Below are 16,606 nucleotides of genomic sequence, written 5' to 3' on the forward strand. Positions count from 1 at the left end.
TGCCGCCGGGGCGAGCACTAGCGGCTCGTTCTGAGTCGGACATCGTGGTGGGCTGAAGCCCACCCTACGGAATGGGACCGCACTGTAGGGTGGGCTTCAGCCCACCGATTAACGCTCGACCGCACGGGGTAGGGTGGACCGGGCGGCGCTCCGCTTCAGCCCACCGAGGTCACTACGCCTATTCACTCCTCCCTGTCGATAACGCTCGGGGAGGATGTCCTGTCGAGCAGCCCGGACAATCCTGACGCAATAACAAAAAGCCATCGCGTTTCGCTGTCGCGTCAGGAGCTCACATGTCCGCCCATTCTCGCTTCTCCGTCTTTCGGCTCGGTTTTCTGCCGCGGCTGTATGTGCTGATCGCTGCGCTCGTGGCGTTGCTGGTGCTCGTGGCCGGGACCAGCCTGGTCGCCGTCACCCGCCTGCAGGGCAATGCCGAACAGATCTCGACCACCGCTTCCCGCTTGCTGGTCAGTGAGAGCTTCTTCAGTACGCTGCAGAGCCTGACCCAGAACCTCTCCGATGCCCTTGCCGAAGACCGGCCGGAGCAGCTGGCCGCCTTCACCACGCGGCACCAGGCACTACACCAACGATCAGTCGAACTGCTAAGCCAGCTCGAAGGCCTGACACCGGGGCATACCGACGCCAAACAGCGACTGAGCGACATGCTGCCGGAGCTCGACCGCCGCAGCCTGGCGCTAATCGGCGCGCATCGCGGCCTGCTCGAGCGTGTCGACCGCAATGCCGTGGCGCTGCGTGATCTGCAGTTGCAGTTCTCGCGGCTCAAGCAGGACCTGCTGCAAGCTCAGTTCGTCACTGGCGACGACCTGGCGGCCTATTCGATCAAGCATTTCATCATCCCGCTCGAACAGGTCGAGGCCCTGTTGTTCGACGCGATCGGCGGCGCCTCTACACAAAAGCTCGACGAAGCCCGGGTGAAGATCGCCGAACGCCTGCCCGACCTGCAGAAGAAGCTCGACAACGTGCTGATGGACCTCGCTCCGCATCAAGACAGCCGAACCGACTATGTGCACAGCTTCCGCCCGCCATTCGAGGACATTCAGCGACAGATGGATACCGCCGGCGCGGGCGCGGTGGGTCAGTACTACGCCTGGCTCCGCGACAAGCAGGCCAATCGGCAGCAGAAGGCCCAGCTCAACGCCTTGCAGCGCCAGACGCGAGACGACATCGGCACGCTCATCACTAGTGCGCAAGAGGCCAGCAACGAGCAGTTGGCTCTGGCCGCCGAAACCTACCAGCATGGCGTCACCCGCCTGCTACTGATGGCGGGGCTGTCGATCGGGCTCGCACTGTTCATGGGACTGTGGCTGAGCCGCACCATGCGCGCTGCGCTTGGTGCCGTCACCGGCACCTTGCAGCATCTGGCTGCCGGAGACCTGCGCGGCCAGTGCGACTACCGTCGGCCGGACGAATTCGGGCGTGTCAGCGAACACGTCAACCGGGTCGCTGGCAACATGCGCGACGCGCTGGCGCAACTCGGGCGCAACGCCGACGAGCAGGACGAGATTGCCCGGCGTAATGCCACAGCGTGCGGCCAGGCGCGTGCCGGGCTGGAGCAACAGCGCAGCAGTATCGGAGCGCTGGTCGCCAGCCTGGCCGAGCTGGAAACCAGCTTCGGCGAGGTTGCCCAGCACGCCGGCGAGACGGCGGCACGGGTCGGCAGCGTTGAGGCCCTGACCCGACAGGGCAGCCAGTTGATGGCCGAAACCCGCGAGAACACCGGGGCGTTGGCGCAGCAACTTGAGGCGAGCGTCGCCAAGATCTCCAATGTCGAGGCCCTTAGCGAGCAGATCGGGCAAATTCTCGACGTCATCCGCGGGATCGCCGATCAGACCAACTTGCTGGCGCTCAATGCGGCCATCGAGGCGGCGCGTGCCGGTGAGCAGGGACGTGGTTTCGCGGTGGTAGCCGATGAGGTGCGCGGCCTGGCCCAACGCACGGCGCAATCCACTGGTGAAATCCAGCAGCGCATCGAGCGCCTGACGCAAGGCATCGCATCGGCGGTGCAGTCGGTGGAGAAGAGCCGAGCGCAGATGCAGGGCAATCTCGACCAGGTCGGCGAGGCCGATCACCTGATGCAGGACATCCGCCGGGAGGTCGAGCGCATCGCCGTGATGTCGCGCGAGATCGATTCAGCCACCGGCCAGCAGCGTCTTGCAGCGGAGGAGGTTTCGCGCGGCATGCATGCGATCGACTCGGCGGCTGAGCAGAATATGGGAAGCGTCGTAGCGATCAGCGAAAGCAGCGACCGCCAGGCGCGCATGTCGGCCGAACAGCAGGCGCTTTGTGCGCGTTATTGCACGTGATGGTCGTCGAATGACGAAGTCTTTGGGCGAAAAGTTCGCCTCTACAGGACAGCCTGCGTACGGAGGTTCGCCAAGCCATGCAGCACCTCGTAGGCGAAATTATTCGCCCAGGCTGACGCCATCATCGAGTTGCCTACAGACCGGCTGGCCTAGCGCGTGGCACCTGCCAGCCGACGGCTTGCGCTTCGGCGCGGTCAAGCTGATCCAGCAGATCGTCGCGTCCTTCGGCCCGCTCGATCGCCAACGCGCCGCAGGCGACGAGATCGGCGTAGCGAGTAGCGGCAATATCTTTGAGCCAGGCGAGCCGTTGCAGCGTGAGCGGCGTGCAGGTCTGGCCGTCGAGATCGTCGGCAAGATCGAGGCGGTGCGAACGCCAGGCTTCGCGCAAATAAAGTGCCTCGGCCGAGCCGCTGAGTGCCGTTTGCCAGGTGCGGATGACTTCGCTGAGCCGATCCAGTACGGCCGCACTCGCACCTTGCCTCGCCAGTTCGCTGTGCCAGCGCTGATAACGGTCTAACGCGATCGATTTCTCCAGGCGGAAGGCAGCCAGCGCGCGGTTCTCACCGGCCTGCTCCTGTCCCAGCAGCCATGCGAAAAACTGCCGCGTTTCGAAGCGCTCGACCGGATGAAAGCCCGGCGAGGCGAGGCCATCGCTGTTGAATTCGCGCAGCGGATCGAAGCGGTACAGGTAGCCGAAGTCGAACAGGCGGATCCGGCCATCATCCAGCACATTGCCTGGACATAAGTCCCATTCGAACAGGCCCTGCGAGGCGAGGGTGATGACGGTATCGAATAGGTCGATCAGCCGCGTCTCGCTCCAATCGGTGACCTGCTCGCCCTCTATCCAGGGCGACAGCAGCACCCCACGGCGGAAGTTTGCATAACAGGTGTCGACGATTCCGCTCAGGCGTTCGGCCAGCTCGTGGCGTACCTTCAGCGCCTGGAGGTCGGCCCGCCGCTGCACCTCGTTGAGAAAAGAGGTCTGGCCGTCGGCGTTCTGCACCAGGCAACGCTCGCGGGCGCGTTTGAGCGTCCAGCTCTGGCCTCGCGCCTCGACCCGATAGACGTGTGCGGTGAGACCGCCGGACAACTCGCGGCTGACGTAGGCTTGGCTGCCGTCGGTCATCGCCAGGGTTGAGAGTGGCAGCGGGCAATCTTCGGGCCGCCCGACTTCCAGCTCGGCACCGCTCGCGATGAAGGCCAGCTGGGCCTTCTGTCGCGTATTCAAGGTTGCATTCATCTGAACGTTCCGGCATGTGGCGCTTCGAGCGCGTTCTGTGGATAGACGAAGGCTTGCGGCCAATTCACTGGTCGGCCGAAGCCCCGGCCTGCACTACGATCACGCGGTCGTCACTCAGGGTTCGAGAAAACGCATAGGGCTGACCGGGCAACCGCTCGTGCCGCCCGGCGCCGATAGCCGGATGCCGCGCGCGAAACTGGCCGAGCACGCGCCAATGGCGAAGCAGCTCGCTGATTTCCGGTTGCGATTGTTCTGCCCAGTTCATCGACGAGCGCGTGCCCTGGAAGGGGTCCGAACCCGTCGGGCCGAACGGCCTGGCCGTCTCGTCGCCATAGAAGATCTGCACCGCGCCGGGTGCAAGCAGCAAGGCGTTGGCCAAACCGCGCTGCTTGCCCAGGCTTTCGCCGGTTTGCTGAAAGAACAGCGCGGTATCGTGCGACGAGGCGTAGCTCATGAAGTTGTGCTCGGGATGCTCGGCCAGCAACCGGGCGTAATCGGCATAGGTCGGCTCGGCCTTGGTCAGGCATTCGCTGGCCGCCGGTGCCGCCTCGGTCTGGAAGGCGAAGTTGATCAGCGCATCGAAGCCGTTTTCGCGGTACATACTGGTCTCCGGCCCGTGACCGAATACTTCGCCGACCATCCAGAACGGCGTGCCGGCGAAGGGGTCGTCCGGGTTCGCGGCCGACCAGTCGGCACGGGCGCGGTCGGCCGCCTTACGCAGCTCGGCCCAGGCATTGGGTTCGACATGCTTCACCGTGTCGACGCGAAAGCCGTCGACTCCATATTCACGCACCCAGTCTGTGAGCCATTCGATCAGGTAGTCGCGCACCCGGTAGCCTTCGCGGGCCGTCGCGCCGGTCGGTTGCTTGTGCTGCAGGAAAGCCGGCAAGCCGACGAGCTGATCGCTCTCGGTCTTGAAGTCGGGCAGAAAGCTCAGCGAGCCCTTGACCGGATCGACCACCGCGCTCGGCGGCTGGTCGTAATCGCCGAGGCCTGCACGTACCCACTCCTTTCCCCACCAACGGACCCAGTCCGGGTGCTGGTAGTCGACCAGGTTGTGGTAAGCGTGCAGATTCTCGTAAGGCTCGGGCTGCCAGTCTGCCCAGCGTTCGGGCAGGTACTGCGCCATACCGTCACGCAGCCCGCCGAAGCCGAAGGTTTGCATGTCCGCCAAAGTCGAATAGCCGGGGTGGTTCATCACGACGTCGAACAGCACACGAATCCCGCGCGCGTGGGCCTCGGTCATCAGCTCGCGCAGGTCGGCTTCGCTGCCCATGTTGGCGTCCAGTTCGGTGAAGTCGAGCGCGTAATATCCGTGGTAACCGTAATGGCGAAAATCGCCGTTATCGCCGCCGCCGACCCAGCCGTGGATCTGTTCGTACGGCGCGGTGATCCAGACGGCACTGACACCCAGCTCGGCGAGGTAGTCCAGCTTGCCGGTCAAGCCTTTCAGGTCACCGCCGTGGAAGGTGCCGATTTCATTTTTACCGTCGGGCTGGCGGCCGTAGCTGTTGTCGTTGGTTGGGTCGCCATTGGCGAAGCGGTCGGTGACGACGAAATAGACGGTTGCGTTGCGCCAGTCGTGAGCAGCGGTCGCGGGGGCTTCGACGGCTTCCAGCAAGAGCAGGCCGTCGCTGCCGGCGGCGGGCGTCAGCGTAACGCGTCCACCTCGGACCTCGGTCGTCTGGCCGCCGTAGGCGTCGCGCACCCGTTCGCCCTCTGCGAAGACGTCACCGACGCTGATCGTTACTGGCCCGCCGCGCCAGACCGGGCAGGCAATGGAGGGTTCTGACGGTTCGGCCTCCTTGATCGGTAGCAGACGCAGGCTGGCGTCTTCGCCGATGTCGGCAATCAGGCGGTAATTGCCGGCCGCCGGAACGTTGAAGCGATACGCGCTGTCTTTGCCCAGCGGCTGCTTGCGGTAGAGCGCCAATGGCTGCGTGTTATCGGCGTCGGGCGCGCCCAGCTCGAGTTCGCCGGCGGGCAGCGCCAGCTCGGTGCTGTAGCGCTCCGGTTGCATTTCGCTCCAGCGTAGGTGAAGCGGTTCGTCGCCGATGCGAGCGGTGAGGGTCGGTTCGGCCAGCACGAGCTGAGCGGGAAGAGCGAGGCCAAAGGCCAAGTGACAAACAGACGTCCGGCGGTGCATGGTATCGATCCGTTTTGTTGTTTTCGCTGCATTTAACACCCTGCTGTCAGCGAAGTGCAGGCGTAATACCGGTTTTTGCAGGCGGAATTTTTCATGGCGCAGCCGGCTCATCTACGCCCCATCTCTACGCCCTCGCTGACTACGCCGGGGAGGATGTGCGCACGAGGAGGCTGGTCGAGTATTCAGGAACTGCAAATGCCCGAGGGCTGCAGATGTGGGATCAACAATAAGAAGCCACGAGGAAACAAAGCATGAACAAGACGCTGTGGGGTATGGCCGCGGTCGGCCTGGCTGCAACCTTCAGTCTCCCATTGCCGGCCATGGCGGCGATCGAGGAAGGCAAGCTGGTCATCTGGATCAATGGTGACAAAGGCTACAAGGGGCTGGAGAAGGTCGGCGAGAAGTTCACTGCCGAAACTGGTATCCCGGTCGAAGTGGCGCATCCGGACAGCGCCACTGACAAGTTCCAGCAGGCCGCCGCCACCGGCAACGGCCCCGACATCTTCATCTGGGCACACGACCGCATCGGCGAGTGGGCCAAGAGCGGCTTGATCACCAAGGTCTCGCCGAGCGAAGAGACCAAGGGCGAGATCGCGGATTTCGCCTGGAATGCGGTGAGCTACGACAACGCGCTGTGGGGCTACCCGATTTCGGTGGAAACCATCGGCCTGATCTACAACAAGGCGATGGTCGATACGCCCCCGAAGACCTTCGATGAAGTCTTCGCACTCAATGAAAAGCTCGCTGCCGATGGCAAGCGCGCCATCCTCTGGGACTACAACAACACCTACTTCACCTGGCCGCTGCTGGCTGCCAATGGCGGCTATGTGTTCGAGAAAACCGATGGCGGCGTCAACGTCGAGTCCACAGGCGTCAACAGCGCTGGCGCCAAGCAGGGTGCCAAGGTGCTCAGCGATCTGGTCGAGAAGGGCGTGATGCCCAAGGGCGCTGACTATAGCGTCGCCGAAGCGGCCTTCAACAAGGGCGACTCGGCGATGATGATCAGCGGTCCCTGGGCCTGGAGCAACATCGAGAAGAGCGGCATCGACTTTGGTGTGGCGCCCATTCCGGCGATCAATGGCGAGCCCGGTAAGCCCTTCGTCGGCGTCACTGCCGCGACGCTCAATGCGGCCAGCCCGAACAAGGATCTGGCGGTCGAGTTCCTGGAGAACTACCTGCTCGAGGTAGAAGGCCTGAAGGCCGTCAACGCCGACGTGCCGCTAGGCGCGGTAGCGAATCAGGCGTACATGGAAGAGCTGTCGTCCAACCCGCACATCAAGGCCACGTTCGAGAACGCACAAATGGGCGAGCCCATGCCGAACGTGCCGGAAATGGGCGTCTTCTGGTCGTCTATGGCGGCTGCGCTCACCAACATCACTTCGGGCCGGCAGACTGTCGACGCCGCTCTGGACGATGCCGCCAAGCGCATCACCCGATGAAACCGTCACCGGCCGCCATGGCGCGGCCGGTGATCTATTCTCAGGTTAGAAAGGTTCCCCGTTGTGAATGCCCTCGCTGAGTTGCCTAGCCCTGCCATGAACACCCGTACCAAGACGCTTCACCCCTCGCTGAAGGCCGGGTTGCGCTGGCTGGTTTGGCTCACCTTCAATGCCTTCGCGCTGTATCTTGTCGTGGCGCTCTATGCCCAGGGGCAAATGGCATTCGCGCTGCTCGGCCTGGTCGTTACCGGGCTGGCCAGCTACGTCTTTATCAACCGCCGTACCTATGCCCACCGCTACATCTACCCCGCGGTGGCGGGGATGCTGGTGTTCGTCATCTTTCCATTGCTGTACACGGTGGGCATCGGCTTCACCAATTACAGTGGCAGCAACTTGCTTAGCCAGAAACAGGTGCAGCAGTACCACCTGAACCAGACCTACCTCGCCGGCGACCGTTATCGGTTCAGCCTGCACACGAGCCCGGACGGTGAGCGTTTGCGCGTCGACAAGGGTGAGCAGGGTGTGTTCGTCAGCGAGCCGCTGACGGGCGAGCCGAATGCCGAGGAGCCGCTGGCAATGCAGCGGGCCGAAGAGGTCAACGACCTTGGCGAGGCACTGCCGTTGCGCGACGTCATCCAGCGCCGTGATCAGTTGCAGCAGCGGGTGATGCGCGGCCCGGACGGTCATCTGCTACGTCTCTATGGCCTGCGTGAAGTGGCGGCGGTGGAGCCGCTCTACCGCGAAGGTGAAGATGGTGTGCTGATCAACAACCAGACCGACGAGCGCCTGACGCCAGACCTTGATATCGGGTTCTACATCGACAGCGCCGGCAAGGCGCTGGCGCCGGGCTTCACCGTGTTTGCCGGCTTCGACAACTTCGCCAAGGTACTGACCGACCCGAGCATCCGTCAGCCATTCCTGCAGATATTCGTGTGGACGGTGTGCTTCGCTGCGCTGACGGTGGTCTTCACGCTGGCCGTGGGCCTGGTGCTGGCGAACCTGCTGCAATGGGACATGGTGCGTGGCAAGCCGTTCTACCGGGTCATGCTGATCCTGCCGTACGCGATACCGGCATTCATCTCGATTCTGGTGTTCCGCGGGCTGTTCAATCAGAACTTCGGTGAGATCAACCTGCTGCTCGACAGCCTGTTCGGCATCCGCCCGGACTGGTTCAGCGACCCGGCCCTGGCGCGCAGCATGATTCTGATCGTCAACACCTGGCTGGGTTACCCCTACATGCTGCTGCTGTGCATGGGGCTGCTGCAGGCAATTCCGCGTGACCTCTACGAAGCCTCGGCGATGGATGGCGCAACGCCGCTGGATAACCTGCTGAAGATCACGCTGCCGCTACTGATCAAACCCTTGGCGCCGCTGCTGATTGCAAGCTTTGCCTTCAATTTCAATAACTTCGTGCTGATCACGCTGCTCACGCGTGGCGGACCGGACATCATCGGCGCGACCACGCCGGCCGGGACTACCGACCTGCTGGTTAGCTACACCTACCGCATCGCCTTCCAGGATTCGGGGCAGAACTTTGCCTTGGCCGCAGCCATCGCCACGCTGATCTTCATCGTTGTCGGCGCCATGGCCTGGCTGAATCTGAAACTCTCGAAAGTGAAAGTATGAAAGTTCGCAAAAACGCTCTCGCCTACTGCGGCCGTCTCCACATGTCCGCTGCTGACGTTGCGCCACGCAAAAAACGGCGTCATTTGGAATCGCCAAACTCCCCCGTTTTTTGCGTAACGCGCCTTGCCGCGAACTCGTTGAGACAACCTCGCGACGGCGCTCGCAGTTTTCGCAAACTTTAAGGAGACCGGACATGGCCATGGTTCAACCTAAATCCGTCAAGTACCGCCTCTGGCTGACGCACGCCGCGCTGCTCGGCTTCATCGCGCTGATCGTGTTCCCGCTGCTGATGGTGGTGTCGATCTCGTTCCGTGAAGGCAACTTCGCCACCGGCAGCCTGTTCCCGGACAACCCGACGCTCGAGCATTGGTCGCTGGCGCTGGGCATTCCCTACACCCACGCGGACGGCACGGTGACCAACCCGCCGTTCCCGGTGCTGTTGTGGCTGTGGAATTCGGTGAAGATCGCGCTGATCAGCTCGGTGCTGATCCTCATGCTCTCGACCACCAGTGCCTACGCCTTTGCGCGCATGCGCTTCGTCGGCAAAGCGCCGATTCTCAAGGGCATGTTGATTTTCCAGATGTTCCCGCCGGTACTGTCGCTGGTGGCCATTTATGCGTTGTTCGACCAGCTCGGCCAGCATGTCAGCTGGCTCGGGGTGAATAGCCATGGCGCGGTAATCGTCGCTTCGCTGGGCGGCATGGCGCTGCACATCTGGACCATCAAGGGTTACTTCGAAAGCATCGATGGCTCGCTGGAGGAGGCGGCCATCGTCGATGGCGCGACGACCTGGCAAGCGTTCTTTCATATCCTGCTGCCCATGAGCGTGCCGATTCTCGCGGTGGTGTTCATCCTCTCGTTCATCACCAGCGTGACCGAATACCCGATCGCATCGGTGCTGCTGATGGACGTGGACAAGCTCACCCTGGCTGTCGGCGCGCAGCAGTACCTGTATCCGCAGAACTACCTGTGGGGCGATTTCGCCGCGGCGGCGGTGTTGTCCGGCCTGCCGATCACCGCGGTGTTTCTCTACTGCCAGAAGTGGATCGTCGGCGGGCTGACAGCCGGCGGAGTGAAGGGGTAGCGCGCATCCAGAGGCGCACCAGTGAACGGAATCGAGGGAGACGATATGAATGCCGCAATGCCTGCTCCGCTGCCACTGATACCTGCGAAAATGAAGATGCCGCCGATGCCGCGCGGGCTGTTGGCGCGGCCAAGACTGGATGAGTGGTTTCACCACTTGGGCGAGGTGCGTCTGGCGGTATTGCAGGCGCCCAGCGGGTTTGGCAAAACCACCCTGGCGTGTCAGTGGGCGCTTGCCTTCGAAGGGCGAGTCGCCTGGCTGCAGCTGCACCCCGGCGACAACGATCCGCTTCAGCTCGGCCGCTATCTGCTGCACGTGTTCGATGCGCAGCTGGAACATGGCTGCCCGCGCAGCCTGTTGTTGGCCGAGCAGGGCAGAGAAGTCTTCGACACCCTGCTCACGCATCTGCTGGCGGAACTGCCGGGCGAGCATGAACCCTTGCTGCTGGTGCTGGACGACTTCGAAGTGCTGCATAACGCCGAAGTTATCGCGGCCCTGCGGTTTTTTCTGCGCAACATGCCGGCGTGGATAACGCTGCTGGTGTGCAGTCGCGGCCTGCCCGAACTGGGCGTGGCCGATCTACGCGTGAAACATCAATTGCTCATCGTGGATGTGCAGCATCTCGCGTTCGAGACCGATGAGGTGGAAGCGCTGCTTGGGTTGGGCTTGCCGGTGACGGTCAACCGCGAGCAGGTCGAGCGCCTCAATCGACGCATCGGCGGCTGGCCCTGCGCACTGCAACTGGCTTTGCAAGAGGTGCAGACCGGACGCGGCATGGACTTGTTTCTGGAGAACCTGCAGCTCGGGCATCCCTATATTCGTGACTACATGCGCGAGCAGGTGATGGACCGGCTGAGCGCGTCGACGCTCGATTTTCTCCAGGCCACCTGCTTGCTGGATCGCTTCAACGCCTCCCTGGCCAATCACCTGACCCAGAACAGCAACGCCCGGGACATGCTCGAACAGCTGGATCGCGGCGGCCTGTTCTTGCTGCCGCAAGACGGCCTGCGCCAGTGGTACGCCTACCATCCGCTGTTCGCGACCTTCCTCCAGGGTGAGCTGCGCACGCACCAGCCGCAGCGCATGTCGGAGCTGCATTTGCGCGCCGCCGAAGCGCTGATGGCCGAGAGCCTGCCTGAAGAGGCGGCGCGCCATGCGGTGCAGGCGGGTTGCCCGGTGCGGGTCGGCGAGGTGCTGGAGCGCCATGGCCGGCAGTTCTACCGCCTGGGGCGGTTGGGGCTGCTTCAGCAGTGCCTGGAAACGCTGCCGGAGCAGGTCATCGCCGGCTCGCCGCTGTTCACGTTGCTGCAAGCCTGGGTGTCGCAGAATTCCTATCAGTTCGATCAGGTCGAGCGCTGGTTCAAGGCCAGCGAGCAGGCATTGCAACACAGCTGCTCGGACGAGGACTGGGCGCGCATCGTTGGTGAGTTCAATGCCGTGCGCGCGCAGGTGGCGATGAACCGTGGCGATGAGCAGCAGGCTATCGCCCTGGCCCGTGAAGCGCTGGCGTGCGAACCGTTGATCATGCGCACGTCCAGGGTGGCGGCGCTATCTGGGCTCGCCGAGGCGCATTTCGTTCAGGGGCTGCTGCCCCAGGCGCAAAAGCAGTACGAAGAAGCCGAGCGCCGCGCGCGGGAGATTCGTGCCTCGCATCTGGTGGTGTGGAACCTCGGTCAGCTCTCGGAAATCGCCATCGCCCAGGGCTATCTGCAGAAGGCCTATTCGCTGCAGGAACGAGCCATTCAGTACGTCGAGCAGGCCGAGCTGCAAGCCACGCCGATCATGGAATTCATCTACCGCGTGCGCGGACAGGTGCTGCTCGAATGGCATCATCTGGACGCCGCGGAGCAGTGTGCGCTGCAGGGCATCCAGATTCTCGAAGACGTCGGCGATCGCTGGCTCATGCAGTGCTATGCGCTGCTGGCCGGCGTCGCCCATGCCCGTGGCCAGCAGAGCGCGTGCGCCGATTACATCGGCAAGATCCAGAGCATGCTGGCCAACGACAACTACCACGTCGACTGGCTGGCCAACGCGCACGCGGTGATGCTTAGCTACTGGGATTCGACCCAGGACAAAACCGCTATCCAGCAATGGCTGCTCACCGCACCGGCGTTGCAGCGCGGGCTCAACCACTTCGCCCAGTACAACGGCCGCAACCATGCGCGCGCCCATCTGTCGCTGAAGCAGCCGGACAGGGCACTGCCGATCCTCAGGCAGCTGCAGGTCGATGCCGAACAGCACGGCCTGATCATGGACCTGAACCGCAATCACATCCTGCTGGCCCAGCTGCACTGGCTGCGCGAGGAGCGTCAGCAGGCGCTGGATCATCTGCAGCAGGCGTTGACACTGGCCAGCAGCACCGGGGCCATCGGCAGCTTCCTGCGCATCGGCAAGCTGATCATCGCCATGCTCAAGGCGCTGCAACACGAGCGCCAGCTCGATGAGCTCGAAGCCCAGCGCGCGGATCGGCTGATCCAGTTGGCCCAGCAGCAGCGCGATTTCAGCCGGGCGATCCGCATCACGCTGGATGAGGCGGTAATCCAGGACATCATCAATCGCCCGGACGTGCCTGAACTGATCCGTCATTCGCCGCTGACCCGCCGCGAATGGCAGGTGCTGAGCCTGATCCACGCCGGCCAGTCCAACGAGCAGATCGCCGAACACCTGAACGTGGCGCCGACCACCATCAAGACGCACATTCGCAGCCTCTATCAGAAGCTCAATATCACCCACCGCAACGAGGCCGTGCAGCTGGCGCGCAGCCTGTTGAGCAAGATCCAGGGCGAGTAGCGACAGCGTCGTTGCGAGCATTTGCGCATCCGTCCGGTCCAACGGCGGGTGCGTACCTTCCCATCGCTGGAGCCAGACCATGCCCATGACCGAAAAACAAAAGATGCTCGCTGGCGACTTGTATCAGCCGGGCGACGCCGAGTTGCAGGCTGACCAGGCCGCGGCCAAGGCCTGGATGGTGCGTTACAACGCCGCGCTCGGCGAAACCGCCGCAGTGCGTCGGGCCATGCTGGGCGAGTTGTTTGGCAGCGTCGGCGAAGGCGCGGTGATACGGCCACCGTTTCACTGCGATTACGGCTACAACATTCACTTGGGCGAAGGGGTATTCCTGAATTTCAACTGCGTGATTCTGGATGTGGTGGAGGTGCGTATCGGTGCCGGCACGCAGATCGGGCCGGCCGTGCAAATCTATGCCGCGGACCATCCGCGCGGTGCCGAGGAGCGCCGCAGCGGACTGGAGTTCGGGCGTCCGGTCGTGATAGGCGAGCACGTGTGGATCGGCGGCGGCGCGGTCATCCTGCCGGGCGTGACCATCGGCGATGGTGCCTTGATCGGGGCGGGCAGCGTGGTGACTCGAGATGTAGCGGCAGGAGCGACGGTGGTCGGTAACCCAGCACGCAGTCGCTAAGGGAAGGGCAACCGGCCACATGGGCCGGCTGCCGATATCGCTTACTGCTGGGTCACGATGGCCATGTTGCCCGAGCCCATCTGCGACACGATGGCGGAGTTACCCATGCCGCTCTGATCGAGAATCGCCTGGTTGGCGGTGCCGCCTTGCAGCACCTGAGCCAGATGACCTTCGCCGGTCTGCATCAGGCTGACCTCGTTGTCGGAGCCGTAGATCTGCTGGATATCGGCCACGTTGAGGTCGCCGTCCTGCATGACGTCCACGCGGTTGTTATCGCCATAGCTCGAACCGGTCAGCTCGTTGCCATTGCCGCGTTGCTCTGCGGTGAGCAGGTTGTCGGAACCGTCCTGAGCGAAGTCGATCAGGTGATCCGTGCCTTGCTGAGTGAGATAAGCCTCGTTGTACTGGCCGGTTTGCTGCAGCGAAGCGGTCTGGAAGTTGCCGTCGAGCTGGTCGACCGTGACGTAGTTGTTTTCGCCGGTCTGCTCGGTGCTGGCGTTGTTGCTTTCGCCAGCCTGGAAAATGTCGGCGTTGTTCGAGGTACCGTCCTGGTAGATCGACGCAGTCTGCAAACTGCCACTCTGGTCGATGTAGGCTTCGTTCATCAGGCCCTGCGACTCGATGCTGGCGGCATGTTCCGAACCTTCCTGCATCACCGACGCGGTCTGCAGATCGCCTTGTTGGACGACCTCAGCGCTGGAGTCGAAGGCATTCACCTGATACACGGTCGCATCGTTGCCATCGCCTTGCTGATCGACGAAGCCGTCATTGCGGGCGCCGCCCTCCTGCCACACCAGTGAGACGTTGTCGTTGCCGATCTGCAGCTGCTCGGACAGGCTCGACTCGGTGCTGCTCTGGATGGTTTCGGCGAAGTTGTCGTTACCGTCCTGCTCGGTCACGGCTGTGCTCAGGTTGGCGGAGGTCTGCTCAGTGATCGCGGTGTTGAAGCTGCCTTCCTGGTACTGACGCGCGCTGGCGCCGAAGGTGTCGGTCTGGACGATGCTCGCGTCGTGGTTGTCGCCGTTCTGCAGCTGGACCGCTTCGCTCTGTTCAGTCGAGTTCTGCACGATATCGGCAAAATTCAGGTCGCCGGTTTGGGTCTGGACGGCATCCGACATCGTCGCTTGGTCCTGGGTGACCGTTCCATCATTGTTCGCGCCGATCTGCGATTGATAGGACAGGTTGTCCTGGCCGCCAGTCTGGGTCACTTCCGCGATGTTGTCGGCACCCGACTGGTTTTGTTCTGCGCTGTTTTCGTCGGCATAAGCCTGGGTGGCGAGGATCGCGATGATGGCGGCTGCGAGGGGCTTGCACTTGAACATTTCGTCTCTCCATGGGTTTGGGGATGCGTGTCGCTCCTGGCTGGTGCGGCGGCGCAAGGAGTGCTGGGCGCGGCAGCTACTACGGGATCAGTCCTGGAACTGCACTGATCCTATAAGCCGCTCGTGACAGATAAGTGTCGATTCGCTTGTTTGTCGACGGTTTTATGACGAAATATTCGGGGCGCTGACTCGATGGCGTGACGGGCACTACGCCCCCTTTAAGGAGCCTCTCTACGCCGGGTTCATACGCCTCGACAATCGATGCGCGGGAGGATGTTGCGGTGGTTTGACGCACCTAGAGTGGCGGCGTGTTCCCCCAAACATCGAAGGTTGGTTGTATGAATCGCAATGACTGGTGGCGCGGCGGCGTCATTTATCAGGTTTACCCGCGCAGCTTTTTCGACAGCAATGGCGATGGGGTCGGCGATCTGCTCGGTGTGGTGGAGAAGATCGACTACATCGCCAGCCTTAACGTCGATGCCATCTGGCTGTCACCGTTCTTCACTTCGCCGATGAAGGACTTCGGTTACGACGTGTCCGACTACCGCGGCGTAGATCCGCTGTTCGGTACGTTGGAAGATTTCAAGCAGGTCATCGACGTCGCCCATTCACGCGGCATTCGCATCCTGATCGATCAGGTCCTCAATCATTCCTCGGATCAGCACGCCTGGTTCAAGGAAAGTCGGTCCAGTCGCGACAATCCCAAGGCAGACTGGTACGTGTGGGCCGACGCGAAAGACGACGGCACCGTGCCCAATAACTGGCTGTCGGTGTTCGGTGGCGCTGCCTGGACCTGGGACAGCCGGCGCAAGCAGTACTACCTGCACAACTTCCTCTCCAGCCAGCCGGATCTGAACTTCCACTGCGAAGAAGTCCAGCAGCAGCTGCTCGATGACATGGAGTTCTGGCTGAAGCTAGGCGTCGACGGCTTCCGTCTGGACGCCGCGAATTTCTATTTCCATGACCGCGAGTTGCGCGACAACCCGCCGAACCACGATATTCGCGAAGGCAGCATCGGCGTGCGGCTCGATAATCCCTACGCGTTCCAAAAGCATGTGTACGACAAGACCCAGCCGGAAAACCTGGGCTTCCTGCGCCGCATTCGGCAATTGCTCGATCGTTATCCAGGCAGCGCCACCGTGGCCGAAATCGGTTGTGATCATTCCCTGAGCACCATGGCGGCCTATACCGGCGGAGGCGACGCCCTGCACATGGCTTATTCCTTCGATCTGCTCACCGAGCAGTGCAGCCCGGGTTTTCTGCGGCACACCATCGATTGCGTCGAGCGCGAGCTGGTCGACGGCTGGCCGTGCTGGTCGATCGGCAACCACGATGTGGTGCGGGTGATGAGCCGCTGGGCACTGGCCAGCCAGCCGGATCATGCGCGCGGGCGGATGTTCATGGCGATGCTGCTGTCGATGCGTGGCAGCGTGTGCCTGTATCAGGGCGAAGAGCTGGGCCTGGACGAGGCCGAACTGCAATTCGAGCAATTGGTCGACCCCTACGGCATCCGCTTCTGGCCCGAATTCAAGGGTCGAGACGGTTGCCGCACGCCGATGCCCTGGCATGATCAGGACCAGCACGGCGGCTTCAGCCGAGAGCAGCCCTGGTTGCCGCTGGCCGACAAGCATCTGCCGCTGTCGGTGGCTGCCCAAGAGCCTGACTCGAACTCCATGCTCAACATCTACCGTCGCTTCCTCGCCTGGCGCCAGGATCAGCGCTTGCTGATCGAAGGCAGTATGCGCACCATTCACCATGATGATGCGCTGCTGGTCTACGAGCGCCGTCTGGATGAAGAAGTCTGGGTCTGCCTGTTCAATATGGGCGACAGTGCGCGGCACTTCGATCTATCGGCACCGGTCGAAGGGCTGGACGTGCCATCGGCGACGGCCGTTTTCGAAGGGCAGGGCGTCCACCTGCCGGCGCATGGATTCGGATTCGCACGCCGGCTCGGATGAGTCGACCGGTAGGGACGAGGCGCTTGCTTCGTTTCGACCGGCCTACCGC

The 16,606-nt window shown here is 62.8% G+C and carries 10 protein-coding genes and 1 pseudogene; 8 read left to right on the plus strand and 3 right to left on the minus strand.

Annotated elements, in window-relative coordinates:
- Positions 1-1,313: 1,313 nt before the first annotated feature.
- Positions 1,314-1,466: pseudogene (locus E0D86_RS21945) on the plus strand (HAMP domain-containing protein); the annotation flags it as partial.
- A 6-nt stretch (positions 1,467-1,472) separates the two neighbouring features.
- A complete protein-coding gene (locus tag E0D86_RS21950) occupies positions 1,473-2,324 on the plus strand; it encodes a methyl-accepting chemotaxis protein (protein WP_371924070.1) in 852 nt (283 codons plus the stop codon).
- 133 nt (positions 2,325-2,457) lie between these two features.
- Here E0D86_RS21950 and E0D86_RS12380 read toward each other — a convergent pair whose 3' ends face one another.
- Complete coding sequence (locus E0D86_RS12380) at positions 2,458-3,564, minus strand: hypothetical protein (protein WP_131650338.1); 1,107 nt, start codon at positions 3,562-3,564, stop codon at positions 2,458-2,460.
- A 64-nt stretch (positions 3,565-3,628) separates the two neighbouring features.
- Positions 3,629-5,710, minus strand: coding sequence for an alpha-amylase (locus E0D86_RS12385; RefSeq protein WP_131650339.1), 2,082 nt, complete (start codon positions 5,708-5,710; stop codon positions 3,629-3,631).
- Between the two features lie 251 nt (positions 5,711-5,961).
- Here E0D86_RS12385 and malE point away from each other — a divergent pair, with 251 nt between their 5' ends.
- From malE to E0D86_RS12410, 5 genes are all read left to right on the plus strand, one after another.
- Positions 5,962-7,149, plus strand: coding sequence for a maltose/maltodextrin ABC transporter substrate-binding protein MalE (gene malE, locus E0D86_RS12390; protein ID WP_131650340.1), 1,188 nt, complete (start codon positions 5,962-5,964; stop codon positions 7,147-7,149).
- 63 nt (positions 7,150-7,212) lie between these two features.
- Entirely contained in the window at positions 7,213-8,775 is a 1,563-nt protein-coding gene (malF, locus tag E0D86_RS12395; RefSeq protein WP_177493048.1) for a maltose ABC transporter permease MalF, read from the plus strand.
- A gap of 193 nt (positions 8,776-8,968) precedes the next feature.
- A complete protein-coding gene (malG, locus tag E0D86_RS12400; RefSeq protein WP_131650342.1) occupies positions 8,969-9,859 on the plus strand; it encodes a maltose ABC transporter permease MalG in 891 nt (296 codons plus the stop codon).
- A gap of 45 nt (positions 9,860-9,904) precedes the next feature.
- The gene (gene malT, locus E0D86_RS12405; protein ID WP_131650343.1) at positions 9,905-12,649 is read left to right on the plus strand and encodes an HTH-type transcriptional regulator MalT; all 2,745 of its coding nucleotides are present in this window, start codon (positions 9,905-9,907) and stop codon (positions 12,647-12,649) included.
- Positions 12,650-12,728: 79 nt separating this feature from the next.
- The gene (locus E0D86_RS12410; RefSeq protein WP_131650344.1) at positions 12,729-13,277 is read left to right on the plus strand and encodes a sugar O-acetyltransferase; all 549 of its coding nucleotides are present in this window, start codon (positions 12,729-12,731) and stop codon (positions 13,275-13,277) included.
- 41 nt (positions 13,278-13,318) lie between these two features.
- Here the strand turns inward: E0D86_RS12410 and E0D86_RS12415 are convergent, their stop codons facing one another.
- Positions 13,319-14,599, minus strand: a complete 1,281-nt coding sequence (locus tag E0D86_RS12415; RefSeq protein ID WP_131650345.1) for a hypothetical protein — start codon at positions 14,597-14,599, stop codon at positions 13,319-13,321.
- A 338-nt stretch (positions 14,600-14,937) separates the two neighbouring features.
- Between E0D86_RS12415 and E0D86_RS12420 the strand changes: the two genes are divergently transcribed.
- Positions 14,938-16,557, plus strand: a complete 1,620-nt coding sequence (locus E0D86_RS12420) for an alpha-glucosidase (protein ID WP_131650346.1) — start codon at positions 14,938-14,940, stop codon at positions 16,555-16,557.
- Positions 16,558-16,606 lie beyond the last annotated feature (49 nt).

The sequence above is a fragment of the Pseudomonas sp. IC_126 genome, from assembly GCF_004331835.1.
GTDB lineage: Bacteria > Pseudomonadota > Gammaproteobacteria > Pseudomonadales > Pseudomonadaceae > Stutzerimonas.

Coding starts and splice junctions, on each gene's coding strand:
- E0D86_RS12415 (WP_131650345.1), bottom strand. CDS start 14,599: ATGTTCAAGTGCAAGCCCCTCGCAGCCGCCATCATCGCGATCCTCGCC.
- E0D86_RS12380 (WP_131650338.1), bottom strand. CDS start 3,564: ATGAATGCAACCTTGAATACGCGACAGAAGGCCCAGCTGGCCTTCATC.
- malT (WP_131650343.1), top strand. CDS start 9,905: ATGAATGCCGCAATGCCTGCTCCGCTGCCACTGATACCTGCGAAAATG.
- E0D86_RS12410 (WP_131650344.1), top strand. CDS start 12,729: ATGCCCATGACCGAAAAACAAAAGATGCTCGCTGGCGACTTGTATCAG.
- E0D86_RS12420 (WP_131650346.1), top strand. CDS start 14,938: ATGAATCGCAATGACTGGTGGCGCGGCGGCGTCATTTATCAGGTTTAC.
- E0D86_RS21950 (WP_371924070.1), top strand. CDS start 1,473: ATGCGCGACGCGCTGGCGCAACTCGGGCGCAACGCCGACGAGCAGGAC.
- malG (WP_131650342.1), top strand. CDS start 8,969: ATGGCCATGGTTCAACCTAAATCCGTCAAGTACCGCCTCTGGCTGACG.
- malE (WP_131650340.1), top strand. CDS start 5,962: ATGAACAAGACGCTGTGGGGTATGGCCGCGGTCGGCCTGGCTGCAACC.
- E0D86_RS12385 (WP_131650339.1), bottom strand. CDS start 5,710: ATGCACCGCCGGACGTCTGTTTGTCACTTGGCCTTTGGCCTCGCTCTT.